This window comes from Paenibacillus sp. 7541, assembly GCF_002276395.1.
Lineage (GTDB): Bacteria > Bacillota > Bacilli > Paenibacillales > Paenibacillaceae > Paenibacillus_AQ > Paenibacillus_AQ campinasensis.
In genome coordinates, this window is sequence record NZ_NQLZ01000024.1 from 99,147 (window position 1) to 111,730 (window position 12,584).

12 protein-coding genes and 1 riboswitch are annotated in these 12,584 nt (G+C 54.4%); of the genes, 11 read left to right on the forward strand and 1 reads right to left on the reverse strand.

Going from position 1 to position 12,584, the window contains the following annotated elements; genetic code table 11:
* Position 1: 1 nt before the first annotated feature.
* Positions 2-721: an N-acetylmannosamine-6-phosphate 2-epimerase gene (locus tag CHH75_RS15725; RefSeq protein WP_095267151.1), complete on the forward strand. Its 720-nt coding sequence runs from the start codon at positions 2-4 to the stop codon at positions 719-721.
* A gap of 139 nt (positions 722-860) precedes the next feature.
* On the opposite strand, the gene CHH75_RS15730 is transcribed toward CHH75_RS15725, so the two are convergent.
* Positions 861-1,691 carry a MurR/RpiR family transcriptional regulator gene (locus CHH75_RS15730; protein ID WP_095398627.1) on the reverse strand — a complete coding sequence of 277 codons (831 nt, stop codon included), beginning with the start codon at positions 1,689-1,691 and terminating at the stop codon, positions 861-863.
* Positions 1,692-1,845: 154 nt separating this feature from the next.
* Here CHH75_RS15730 and CHH75_RS15735 point away from each other — a divergent pair, with 154 nt between their 5' ends.
* The 10 genes from CHH75_RS15735 (at position 1,846) to CHH75_RS15775 (ending at position 12,003) form a co-directional block, all read left to right on the forward strand.
* A complete protein-coding gene (locus CHH75_RS15735; RefSeq protein ID WP_095398628.1) occupies positions 1,846-2,583 on the forward strand; it encodes an acyl-[acyl-carrier-protein] thioesterase in 738 nt (245 codons plus the stop codon).
* Between the two features lie 92 nt (positions 2,584-2,675).
* Positions 2,676-3,374: a response regulator transcription factor gene (locus tag CHH75_RS15740; RefSeq protein ID WP_095398629.1), complete on the forward strand. Its 699-nt coding sequence runs from the start codon at positions 2,676-2,678 to the stop codon at positions 3,372-3,374.
* Entirely contained in the window at positions 3,371-4,351 is a 981-nt protein-coding gene (locus tag CHH75_RS15745; RefSeq protein ID WP_095398630.1) for a sensor histidine kinase, read from the forward strand. The genes CHH75_RS15740 and CHH75_RS15745 overlap by 4 nt, the downstream gene beginning before the upstream one ends.
* A gap of 227 nt (positions 4,352-4,578) precedes the next feature.
* Positions 4,579-5,349: an ABC transporter ATP-binding protein gene (locus tag CHH75_RS15750; RefSeq protein ID WP_095398631.1), complete on the forward strand. Its 771-nt coding sequence runs from the start codon at positions 4,579-4,581 to the stop codon at positions 5,347-5,349.
* Positions 5,324-7,243, forward strand: a complete 1,920-nt coding sequence (locus CHH75_RS15755) for an ABC transporter permease (protein ID WP_095398632.1) — start codon at positions 5,324-5,326, stop codon at positions 7,241-7,243. The genes CHH75_RS15750 and CHH75_RS15755 overlap by 26 nt, the downstream gene beginning before the upstream one ends.
* Positions 7,244-7,344: 101 nt before the next feature.
* Positions 7,345-8,181 carry an MBL fold metallo-hydrolase gene (locus CHH75_RS15760; protein ID WP_095267158.1) on the forward strand — a complete coding sequence of 279 codons (837 nt, stop codon included), beginning with the start codon at positions 7,345-7,347 and terminating at the stop codon, positions 8,179-8,181.
* Between the two features lie 283 nt (positions 8,182-8,464).
* Complete coding sequence (locus CHH75_RS15765) at positions 8,465-10,597, forward strand: DNA topoisomerase III (protein WP_095267159.1); 2,133 nt, start codon at positions 8,465-8,467, stop codon at positions 10,595-10,597.
* 211 nt (positions 10,598-10,808) lie between these two features.
* On the forward strand, positions 10,809-10,946 hold the full coding sequence (locus tag CHH75_RS24910) for a hypothetical protein (protein WP_176475592.1): 138 nt from the start codon (positions 10,809-10,811) through the stop codon (positions 10,944-10,946).
* Between the two features lie 260 nt (positions 10,947-11,206).
* The gene (locus tag CHH75_RS15770; protein WP_095267160.1) at positions 11,207-11,470 is read left to right on the forward strand and encodes a DUF1294 domain-containing protein; all 264 of its coding nucleotides are present in this window, start codon (positions 11,207-11,209) and stop codon (positions 11,468-11,470) included.
* Between the two features lie 98 nt (positions 11,471-11,568).
* Complete coding sequence (locus CHH75_RS15775) at positions 11,569-12,003, forward strand: universal stress protein (protein WP_095267161.1); 435 nt, start codon at positions 11,569-11,571, stop codon at positions 12,001-12,003.
* A gap of 351 nt (positions 12,004-12,354) precedes the next feature.
* Positions 12,355-12,456, forward strand: a riboswitch (purine riboswitch).
* Positions 12,457-12,584: the final 128 nt, after the last annotated feature.

Genomic DNA, 12,584 nt, shown 5'->3' on the forward strand with positions numbered 1-12,584 from the left:
CATGGGGAACACAGACAGAACAGACAGAACTGACAGATTGGAACAGCTGGGGATTAAGCATAAACTCATTGTCTCATGTCAGGCGCTAGAGAACGAGCCGCTGCACAGCTCCTTTATTATGGGGAGAATGGCACTGGCGGCGCTCCAGGGAGGGGCGTCCGGCATCCGGGCCAACACGGCGGCGGATATTATAGAGATCAAGTCGCAGGTGCAGCTGCCGGTCATCGGCATTGTGAAACGGGATTATCCGGATTCCGAAGTGTACATTACACCTACCATGAAGGAAATTGAGGAGCTTGTGGAAGCGAAGGCGGAGATTATTGCACTCGATGCCACTTCTAGTCTGCGGCCTGGCGGGCTGACGCTGGGTGAGCTGATGCAGCAGATCCGGGCCAAGTATCCTGACCAGCTGCTGATGGCTGATGTATCTACAGTCGAGGAAGCGGAGGAGGCCGAGAAGCTGGGCTTTGATATGGTGGGCACAACGCTTGTTGGCTATACGGCTGCAAGCCAGGGTCAGAAGGTATACGATCATGATTTTGAAATTATGAAAAATATGCTGCAGGCTGTTCAGCTCCCCGTCATCGCGGAAGGCAACATACTGACGCCGGACATGGCCAAGCGCTGTCTTGAGCTCGGCGCCTACAGCGTCGTTGTGGGCGGAGCCATCACGCGGCCGCAGCAGATTACGGCACGGTTCGTAGAGCATCTGAATACTTGATCCAGCAGGGTGTGACTTCGAAATCACGAGGGTGATGGAGAGGCGCACCCTCTTTCTTATACAGATGACGCCTGCACTAAACATAAGCAAGACTTCGAGGCTGAGCCTGTCATACGGACGCTGCCACGTTTCAGCTATGCTATGTATCTTTGGACAGGCCCTCATATTTGCCCTTCCGGTACAACGCCTGGAGGGTGTTCTCGCGGTTATGCAGCAGCTCGGGATCATCCAGCAGCAGCATCGTAATGACATCAAGCACATAAATGATGGCCAATTGACTGTTGATGAAGTGCTCGTCGCCAGCGCGGTTGCGGCTGGGCGTAAACAGCGACACATCGGATATATCCGTTAGCGGCGTGTGGTCATAGTTCGTAATGCTGACCGTCCTGGCGCCGTTCTTCTTCCCTACGGCCATCGCATCAATGACTTCCTGGGTTCGTCCGGAATTGGACAAGCCGATGATCAGATCGTTCTCGCTAAGCAGAGAAGCGCTCATAATCATCAGGTGTGAGTCGGTGATGGCATCAATCGAGATGTTCATGCGCATAAGACGATACTTGAATTCCAGCGCTGACAGGCCGGAACTGCCGAGTCCATATACCTGAACGCGATGAGCGCCTTTAATAAGGGCGGCAATCTGCTCAATGCTCTCCTGCTGGATCAGATCCGCGGTCGAGTTAACGATATCGTTATACAGGTTGCGGACTTTGGAGAAGCTGCTGCTATCATCGACCGGTTTTTCAATTTCTCGGCCCAGCCGGATTTTAAAATCAACGAAGCTTTCGCAGTTGATCTTCCGGCAGAAACGGGTCACGGTTGCCGTCGAGGAACGGGTAAGCTCGGCCAGCTCGCGAATGTTAATATTTTGAATAGAGTTCTTATGAAGGATGACATAATCCGCGATTTCCTTTTCCTTCTGGGAAAGGTTTCGATATTGAAGCTGAAGCTCGTCCATAATGCTAAGCTGCATGATTGTCCTCACCTTTCAGGCCGGGTAATATTTTAATTATAGCGTGTATTCAGGTACAGGGGAAATGCCGGTCGTAGCGACCGGAGAGCCCGGCGCTTTGGAACGGACAAGGCGTTTGATAAGATAGAATTACTGCTGATAAGGAGATGAAGGGATGAATATCGAACGCTGGATTGGAACATTCAATATTACCTCGGACGATGTGGATTATCGCTCAAAGTGCAGGTGGTCTTCTCTGCTAAGTCTGATGCAGCAAGCAGCCGATGCCCATGTGGAGGCGCTTGGGGTCAGCCGTGAGCAGATGCTGGCACAGGACATGGGCTGGATGCTGATCACGATGGATGCCGGGATGGATGTCATCCCGCAATATGGAGAGACGCTGCAGGTGGCAACCTGGAGCCGCGGGGCCAAGGGCGCGCTGTGGCAGCGTGATTACAGATGGCTGAACGAGCGCGGGGATGAAATCGGGAGTGCCCGTTCGGTGTGGGCTTTGGTGGATATTCGCAAGCGCAAAATTTTGCGTCCGTCCGCTTTTCCATATGAGGTTCCCGTACATGCCGAGTCGGCTGGCCCTCCGCCGGATAAGAAGATCGTGCCTGACGAGGCCGTCCTGGAAGAAGCGTACACGCACATGGTTCGCTACAGTGGAATCGACAGCAATGGACATCTTAATAACGCCCGTTACGCCGATTTATGCTTTGACGCCCTGCAGCCCGGGGAGCTTGAGCAGGGAGACGTTACAGGCTTCAGGATCACTTACCATCACGAGGCCAAGATGAACGATGAGCTGCGCATCGAGCGCTCTGCGGTTGAAGCGGGGACGATCTATTTCAAGGGGAACTCGCCGGAAGGGGAAAACTATTTTGAAGCGGCCATCGTTATGAATTTGTAACGGCGCATGAACGCTGGCGGCTTTGGCAGGTGGATGCCAGAGCTAGACAAGACAGATCATGTATATGCCTGAGCAGAAATGGAGGGAGCCGGATGTACAAAATTATGATCGTCGAGGATGACCCCAAGCTGGCCTCATTGCTCAAATCGCATATTGAGCGATACGGGAATGAAGGCATTGTGGTTCAGGATTATGAACAGGTGCTGGAGCAGTTTCAGGAGCTGATGCCGCATCTCGTGCTGCTCGATGTCAATCTGCCCAGCTTCGACGGTTATTACTGGTGCCGCCAAATCCGGCTTGTATCGACCTGTCCGATCATTTTCATCTCGGCGCGCAGCGGCGCTCCGGATCAGCTTCGGGCACTGGAGAACGGGGCTGATGATTATATTACGAAGCCGTTTCATTATGACCTGGTGATTGCCAAAATCCACAGCCAGCTCCGAAGAGTGTACGGCGATTATGCCGCCACGTCCGGGGAGCGGACGGTGGAGCTGGACGGGCTGGTGCTATACCCGGAGCGGATGGAGCTTTCGCTCGATGACCGTACCATAGCCCTGACCAAGAAAGAGACCATATTGCTGGAGACGCTGCTTAGCCGCAGTCCGCGGATTGTAAGCCGGGAGACGATTCTGGAGAAGCTGTGGGACGATGCGTTCGTGGATGACAACACGCTGAGCGTGAACATTAACCGGGTGCGTAAAAGGCTGGCCGAGCTTGGGATCGAGGGTGCGCTGGAGACGGTGCGAGGCTCCGGATACCGGCTGAACAAAGGATGGGGGCCAGCGCGATGAACAAGCTGTTCTGGCGAGAGCATGTGCCTCTGATTCTATTTACGCTGGTTCAGCTCCTGGTCGTTCTGCTTGTGTTCTGGTATGACGGCTATGATGATCCTGTTACGGCTGCTTACGCTGTCCTGCTGGGATTATCGGTATTCGGCGGATATTTGGCTTACAGGTTCTACAGTCACCGGGCGTTCTATGAGCGGTTGTCTCAGCCGATCCATTCGCTGGAGGAGTCGATCAAGCGTCATGAATCCTCGCCGCTGCCGGGGGCGCTGGGTGAACGGATGGAGGAGCAGTATCGGCAGTACCGCAATATGCTGGAGGATTGGGAGCGCCAGAGGAGGGAGCATCTCATTTTCATGAACCGGTGGGTGCACCAGATGAAGACCCCGCTGTCCGTGATTGAGATGATCACGCAGGAGGACGACAACGAGGCCTTCAGGAGCATTTCGGAGGAATCCGACCGGATTCGGCGCGGGCTGGATATGGTGCTCTATATGTCCCGGCTGGAGACATTTGAACAGGATTTCAGCGTGGAGCAGGTTGAGCTGTATCGGCTTGTTGTGGATGCGGTCAACGAGAACAAGCGTTATTTTATCCATAGTCATGTGTATCCTGAACTGCGGATCGATTCTGAATTGACCGTGGAGAGTGATGCGAAGTGGCTTTATTTTGTCATGCTCCAGCTGCTGTCCAATGCCATCAAGTATTCAGCGGGCAGCGGGGGAAAAGTAAGGATCGCCGCAAGCCGGACCGAGGATGGCCGGCATGTGATGCTGGAGGTTGCCGACCAGGGAATCGGGATTCCCAAGTCAGATATGAACAGAGTGTTCGATCCGTTCTACACCGGGGAAAACGGCAGACAGCTGAAGGAATCCACCGGGATGGGACTGTATCTCGTGGCAGAGGTTGTTCGCAAGATGAATCACCGCATCGAGCTGGAGTCTGAACCTGGAGCGGGAACGACGGTGAGGCTGCTGTTCTGATCCTGCAGGATATACATGGGAATATAAAATTGTGGGAAAATTAAAAGATGATAGAAGCACTTGCCGCTTGTGATCGCAGCCTTCGGTTGGGAGCCGAGCGGTTTTTGTTGTAATCTTACATCGATGTAAGATTCGCGAAAGAGTGATCGATAGGAGTTCTATCAGGTCTGCTGTACACTGACCATAACCCATATGAAGTTGAAGATGAAGGAAGTGAGGTATGCGTTATGGAAGTGCTGTCTGTTCGCAATCTAGGCAAAATCTATAAAGGCGCGGTATCCCATGAAGCGCTAAGCAATATTAATTTGAGTATACAAGAGGGGGATTTCGTCGGGATTATGGGCCCTTCCGGGAGCGGCAAAACGACGCTGCTCAACATGATCTCCACCATCGACCGTCCGACCTCTGGCGAGATCCGGATTGGCGAGCAGGACCCGTTCCGTCTCTCGGAGGAGCAACTGGCGATGTTCCGGCGGCGGGAGCTTGGGTTTGTGTTCCAATCGTTCAACCTGCTGAACACGCTCACCGTGAAGGAGAATATCCTGCTTCCCTTGGCCCTGGACGGGATCGCACTGGACGAGATGGAGCGCAGGGTACAGTCACTGGCAGAGAAGCTGGACATCGTCTCCATTCTGAATAAGCGGACCTATGAAATATCCGGGGGGCAGGCTCAGCGAACCGCCGTGGCCAGGGCGATGATTCATGGTCCGAAGCTGATTCTGGCCGATGAACCAACCGGCAATCTGGATTCGAAATCGGCAAGAGACGTCATGGAAATGATGGATCGGCGAAACAAGGAAGACCAGGCGACGATGCTGCTCGTCACCCATGATGCAGTGGCAGCAAGCTACTGCAACCGGGTCATCTTCATCAAGGACGGCCAGCTGTACAACGAAATCACCCGGGGTGATAGCCAGCCGGCTTTCTATCAAAAGATTATCAATGTGTTATCGCTGCTGGGAGGAGAAGGACATGAATTTTCGCCAATTCGCCGTTAACAACGTCCTCCGCAGTAAAAGGACCTATATTGCCCATTTTCTGAGCAGCGCCTTCTCCGTCATGATTTTCTTTGTGTACGGGCTGCTCGCCTTCCACCCGCAGATTGAAGATGGCATCGGCGCCTCTAGCGGCACGCTAAGCATGCTTGGCACGATGGGGATGAACGTCGCTCAATACATCGTCTATATATTTTCGTTTTTCTTCCTGCTGTACTCGGTTGGCGCTTTTATCAAAATCCGAAAAAAAGAATTCGGCATTCTGCTCATTCTCGGCATGTCACGCAAGCAGCTGAACCGGATGCTCTTCATAGAGAACATGCTGATCGGGATGGCCGCCATCGTAGTTGGATTAGGCACCGGCCTATTGTTTGCCAAACTGATCCTGCTGATCAGCGCCAAGGTGATGGCTGTAGATAACGGGCTGCCGTTCTATTTCCCCCTTAAAGCGCTTGTGATTACGGCGGTGTCTTACAGCATATTATTTTTGCTTATTGCGGGATTTTCCTCGGTTATGCTTCGCAAGGGAACGCTGCTGGCGCTGGTGAAAGCGGAGGATGCACCGAAGCCGCAGCCGAAGGCGTCTCCATGGCTGGCGCTGCTGGCCCTGCTGCTGATCGTTACCGGCTACGGGATGGTGATGGTATTTTCGGTGCTGCAAATCTTCTCATTCCTGCTTCTGCTGGGCGGTGTGGTGCTCGTTATTGGCGGGACTTATTTTCTGTTCACGCAGTTCAGTGTGTATCTTATGCGCTATCTGCAGAACAAAAAGCCATTCTTTTTCCGGCGGACGAACCTGCTGACGATATCTGAGCTTATATACCGGATGAAGGATAATGCGGTGATGTTCTTCCTGGTGTCGGTCATCTCGGCATCGGCTTTTACCGGCATCGGAACGACGCTAGCGATTGGGGATCCCGGCTTGTCGGCCATGGAGAATCCGTATGCGTATACCTACAGTTATTATGAAGAGGAAGCAGACAGAGGAAAGAAGGATCTGGAGATTGTCAGACAGGAGCTGGATAAGGCCGGATTCGCTTATCGCGAAGGGAGCGTTACCCCCGCTTACTCGGATAATGGAATCAAGGTGATCAAGCTCAGCGAATACAACATGCTGGTCGAGTCCCAAGGTTACCCGGCAGAGACGCTGGGAGAAGATGAGGGGATATTAACGCCAGGAACCGTGACGGAAAAAAACAATTACAGAATCAATGGGTTGATGTTCAGCGAGATGGAAATCGATGCTGGAAATGAGAAGGTAGCCGTGGATGTGATCAAAGCGGAGACTTTTATCGCCGTTCCTGATTCCTATGGCGTTATGCTGGTGGTGTCCGACAGTTTGTACGACTGGGTGGCAGCATCGGAGGAATACAGCTCTAGTACCTACCACACGTTTTTTGTGCCGGATTGGAAAGACACCGGCGAGGTTACCCGTACGATCATGAACAGGATGAATGAGAGCGGGGAATACAGCTATTACCTTAAATCATTATATTTGCAGTGGAAAGGTGCGCTGCAGCAAAACGGAATTTTGCTGATCGTCAGCGGTCTGGTCGGGATTGTGTTCTTTACGTTTGCAGCGAGCTTCGTATATTTCAGACTGTATACCGACCTGGCAAGAGACGAGCAGCAGTACAGGATGATCGCCAAGGTGGGGCTCAGCCGGCGGGAGCTTCGAACGATCGTTACCCGTCAGCTGGTGATGATGTTCTTTCTACCGATGCTGGTCGCCTTGATTCACACCGTGGTAGCCTTTGTTGGATTGCAGCAGCTGGTCGATTTTTCAATCGTAGGTCATTCCGTGAACATATTTATCTTTTTCCTCGGGCTGCAGATTGTGTACTTCCTGGTCACACGCTGGCGCTACCTGAACCGCATGTATCACATCATTCAATGAAATAGAAGGCGGCTTGTTCCTCCATCGCATGTTGAATTTCGCCAAAACGGGTATGTTATTACCATAGCATGCTAATGGAGGAATGGAGGCGCTAAACGGCAATGAATGAACACAGCATATTAAAGACAGGTGCCGTAGAGACGGAGGAGCCTGCTCAGGATCTTCTCTCCCTGCGCACCATGATGGTCAATGTGGTGATGGTCGGGACACCGGGTTCGGGCGATTGGGTGCTCGTGGATACCGGGATCGGCAAATTCGAGGGGTCGATTGCAGAGGAGGCGGAGCGCAGATTCAGCCGTCCACCGGTGTGTATCGTGCTGACACACGGTCATTTTGATCATGTCGGCAATGCGAAGGAGCTGGCGGATCGCTGGGGCGTCAACATTTATATTCATCAGACCGAGCTGCCCTATGTGACAGGACTGAAGGATTACCCTCCCGGTGATCCTACTGTCGGGGGCGGCATGATGGCCAGAGTCGCTCCGGTCTATCCTAACAAGGCGATCGATCTGGGCGAGCGAGTGCTGCCGCTGCCACCAGACGGAAGTGTGCCGGGTCTGCCGGAGTGGCGCTGGATTCCGACCCCGGGGCACAGTCCGGGGCATGTGTCCCTGTTCCGCGAGCGGGATCGGGCGCTGATCGCCGGAGATGCGATCATTACGGTGCAGCAGGAATCGGCGCTGGCCGTCATCCGTCAGGAGAAGGAGCTGCACGGGCCGCCGATGTATTTTACGCCCGATTGGGATGAAGCTCGCAGTTCGGTGCGGCGGCTTGCGGATCTGAACCCGCAGCTCGTGCTGACGGGCCACGGAGTATCGATGGCCGGGCAGGAGCTGACCGATTCCCTGCAGCGGCTGGCCAGGGATTTCAACGAGCTGGCGGTGCCGGAGCACGGCCGGTACGTGCGCCGGGATCTGCGGAGCCAGAAGGAAGAGTAATGAGCAGCCAGAAGGAAGAGTGAGGAGGCGGGCCGCGTGCCCGCCTCTTTGGCGTGCATGGACGGGGAGTGCGTGGATCTGCCGGGTTGCTGGAAAGGGGGCTGTTAGGCTGCTCAAGTATCGCTGTTATGCCCCCCCCATAACTCCCCATGCCCCCAACTGTCATGCCTCCCATGCTGTGATATCCTCATTCCCTCATGAAACCGATATTGCCAGACGTACGGTTTTGTGGAAACAAACGAAGGGAGGTTATAATAGAAGCAGCAGAGGAAGGGGAGGAAGCATGAAAGTATTGGTACTGGCGGAGAAGCCCTCGGTCGCGAAGGAAATTGCGCGAGTGATGGGCAGCCGCGACAAGCATAAGAGCCATTATGAAGGACCGAAATATGTTGTAACCTGGGCGCTGGGCCATCTGGTCGGACTGGCGGAGCCGGAGGACTATGATAAAAAATATCAGACCTGGGCGCTGGAGGATCTGCCGATTCTCCCGGACAACACCAGGCTGAAGGTGCTGCGCGAAACGAGCCATCAATTCAAAGCGGTGCAGCATCTGATGAAACGCCAGGACATCGGGGAGATGATCATCGCCACGGATGCGGCTCGGGAAGGGGAACTGCTGGCCCGCTGGATTCTGAAAATGGTCAAATGGAACAAGCCGTTCAAGCGGCTGTGGATCTCGTCCCAGACCGACCGGGCGATTAAGGAAGGCTTCGCGTCGCTCAAGCCGGGAAATCAGTTCGATCGGCTGTATGAATCGGCCCGCTGCCGGGCGGAGGCGGACTGGATGGTCGGGCTGAACGTGACGCGTGCGCTTACGTGCAAGTTTAACGCCCAGCTGTCGGCCGGACGGGTGCAGACGCCAACGCTGGGCATGATCATGGACCGGGAGAAAGAGATCACGAGCTTCCGCTCCCAGGAATACGAGACGCTGCAGGTTGACCTGGGAAGCTTTGAGGCCTCTTGGCGGGCTGCGGGCGGGGACGCGCGCATCTTCGACAAGGAGCAGGCAGCCAAGCTGAAGCAGAAGCTGGACGGACGCTCCGGGACGATCATCAGTGTGAAAAAGAGTGAGAAAACCGAGCCGCATCCGCTCGCTTACGATTTGACCGAACTGCAGCGGGATGCCAACCGGCGGTTTGGCTTCTCGGCGAAGCAGACGTCGAATGTGCTGCAGCGCCTGTATGAGCAGCACAAGCTGGTCACCTATCCACGCACGGATAGCCGTTATCTGACCTCGGACATGACGAGCACGTTGAAAGAACGGCTCGCGAGCATCGCCGTCGGGCCGTACGCTTCGCTTGCGCGTCCATTGCTGCGCAAGAATCTGAATCCTGGCAAGCGGGTCGTCGATGACAGCAAGGTGACCGATCACCATGCCATCATTCCCACCGAGCAGACGGTGCTGCTCAATCAGCTGTCCGCCGATGAACGCAAGCTGTATGACCTGATCGTGCGCCGCTTCATCAGCTTGTTCTATCCGCCGGCCCGCTATGACAACGTGGCGGTGACGGTTGAGATTGAAGGCGAGCGCTTCTATGCGAAAGGGACGACGGTCAAGGACAGCGGCTGGCGTGAAGTGTACGGCGGGGATTATGAGGATGAGTCGGACGAGGAGAACGACGATCCTCACGCGAGTGCGTCCGGCAAGCTGCTGCCTGAGCTGAGCGAGGGCGAGAAGGTCAAGGTGGCCCGCTGTGTGCTTAGACAGGGCCGGACCCAGCCTCCGAAGCGCTATACGGAGGCAGCCCTGCTCGCCCAGATGGAGAAGCACGGACTCGGCACACCGGCGACACGCGCCGATATTATCGAGAAGCTGGTCAGCTCGGATACGATTGAGCGCCAGGGATCGTCCCTGCACCCGACCGGCAAAGGCAAGCAGCTGATCGAGCTCGTTGCGCCCGAGCTGCGCACGCCGCAGCTGACGGCCCGGTGGGAAGCGGAGCTGGAGAAAATCGCGAAGGGGCAAGGCAAACCGGAGCCCTTCTTGAAGGGCATCCGCGAGATGACGGTCAAGCTGGTTACGGAAGTGAAGGGCAGCGATGCCGAATACAAGCCGCATAATCTGTCTCACAGCCACTGTCCGGATTGCGGCACGCGGCTCCTTGAGAAGAAGACGAAGCGCGGCAAGCTGCTGGTCTGTCCGAGCGAGGATTGCGGCTACAAGCGTTCGGGGGAGAAGCGGCTGTCGAACCGCCGCTGCCCGCAGTGTCACAAGAAGATGGAGCTGAAGGAAGGTAAGGCCGGCATGTTCGTGCAGTGTCTTGGCTGCGGCATTACGGAGACGCTGAAAAAGGATGCCAAGCATGTCAACAAGCGCGAGGAACGGAAGCTCGTGCAGCAATACAGCAAGCAAGAGTCGATCGGCTCTAACCTGGGCGAGCTGCTGAAGGCAGCGCTCGAGCAGAAGAAGGAATAGCGGCGCTCGAGGCGGCCATAGGTGCGATAGACACCAGCTCGTTATTGAATACTAGGCTTCGTAAACCGCACAGCACGCGGTTTGCTATAAGAGGAAGAGCCCGGCAATGGACGCACATTGCCGGGCTTTCCTTATAAGTGCAATCTTTTTGTGCCAGAACGGCATAACCTCCGGGCTTAAAGCCCATTCTACGAACAGGAGGTGATTGTGCATGCCGCATCATAAACCGCGCAAGACCGAGAATCAACAGAACAAATCGAGCATTATGGAAGAAAGCAAAACACTGAAACCGAAAAAGGCCGGTGATTATGTGCCAAGCCTGAACGAGATTCCGAAGAACGAGTCCTGATGAGATAAGATCGGATAGCCCAGCTGAACCTGTGCTGTAAGACCGCACGCTAGGGCATCATAAGGTGGATGTCAGTAGGTGATGACCGACCGCCGTCATACAAACAGGGAGTTAGCTGGGTGTTAGCTGGGTGTTCCTTGCTCCCTGGCCCCCGACGAAACGAGCTGCCATTGTTTTGCCGGTTCTGCGGCTCTATAATGAAAGTAATCGTGAATCGGCTGCCTGTCGCAGGCGGCAGGAGGAACAGGGGGCGGGGACTGATGCAGACGGCGCTAATCGTCTGGTTTATATTCATTAATACGGTCACCTATCTGGTCATGTCCGAGGACAAGCGGCGGGCCAGAATGGGCAGGGAGCGGATGCCGGAGCGCACGCTGTTTTTGCTTGCGGCCATCGGCGGCGCGTTAGGCACCTGGATTGCGATGTATCGCAAGCGCCACAAGACAAGGCACCTGTCCTTCAAGATCGGTGTGCCATTGCTGCTATTTTTGAATGCTGTTTTATACGGATACTTCTGGGGATAGGCGCAGCGGGTTTCAATCGCGTGGCCGAAGTTTAAATGATAAGAAAGCTGTTGTCCTTAAGGATTAGATAACCCCGAAGTGAAAAAGAGGTGGCTGTCATGCTGTTTACGAAGATATTGCTGGCATATGACGGTTCGGAAGCCGCAAGTAAAGCGCTGGGACGCGCGATCGAGCTTGCTCAAGCATCGCCGGATGCTGTTCTGGATGTCGTGCATGCGTATGATTATCCTCGATTCTTTATCGGGGAGGCGCTGGCTCCGATTCCCGCGACGCTGAACAAGGATGTGTATGACATCGCGGTGCAGACGGTGGAAGAAGCCAAGAAGCAAGTGCAGCATGCCGGGATTCATGCGAACGTCGAGATGATTCAGGGAGGCCCGGCGGAGGTTATTCTGGAGTATGCGAAGCAGAACGGCTCGGACCTGATCGTGGTCGGCAGCCGGGGGCTTGGCGGCATTCGCGAGTTTGTCCTGGGCAGTGTCAGTCACAATGTCGTCCAGCATGCCACCATCCCTGTATTGGTTGTTAAATAACGAGAGGCGCGATTTAGCGTCTCTTTTCGTATTATCAGGTTAACCAGTTATTTCTGGTTGGCCCTTTTTTATGGGCATTTTACGATGGCGGTAGCCGGTACGGGCTCCCATAGGGCCTCGTTTCCGCCGCCTCGCGCATGCAGTGCCCCTACGGTTTTATTTATCGTTAACATTTTCCATATATGCTGGTCCTATACGTTTCCTTCATATAAGAAGAGATAATCTGGATTTTCGCCAGACACGAACATTGCTATTTTGAGTTAATCAAATGTTCGTGTTTTGGTTGACACTTGGTGTCAGAAATTGATAAACTGAGGATGTTGCGACAGAAAAGAACCAATGAAATCGGAATGATCACATTTAAATATGACTCGTATAAAGCCGGGAATACGGCCCGGAAGTCTCTACCCGAAAACCGTAAATTTTCGGACTACGAGGGAATGAAAGCGGTAAGGCAGGAACGAGGTCTGGCTTCAATCCGCATCGTTACGGCGGATGCACGGATCTTCCTGTTTTTATATTGCCTGCGGGCTGTTTAAGTAAAGACGCTTTCATTCCCGGATTGTCCGAGACCTGAGCTG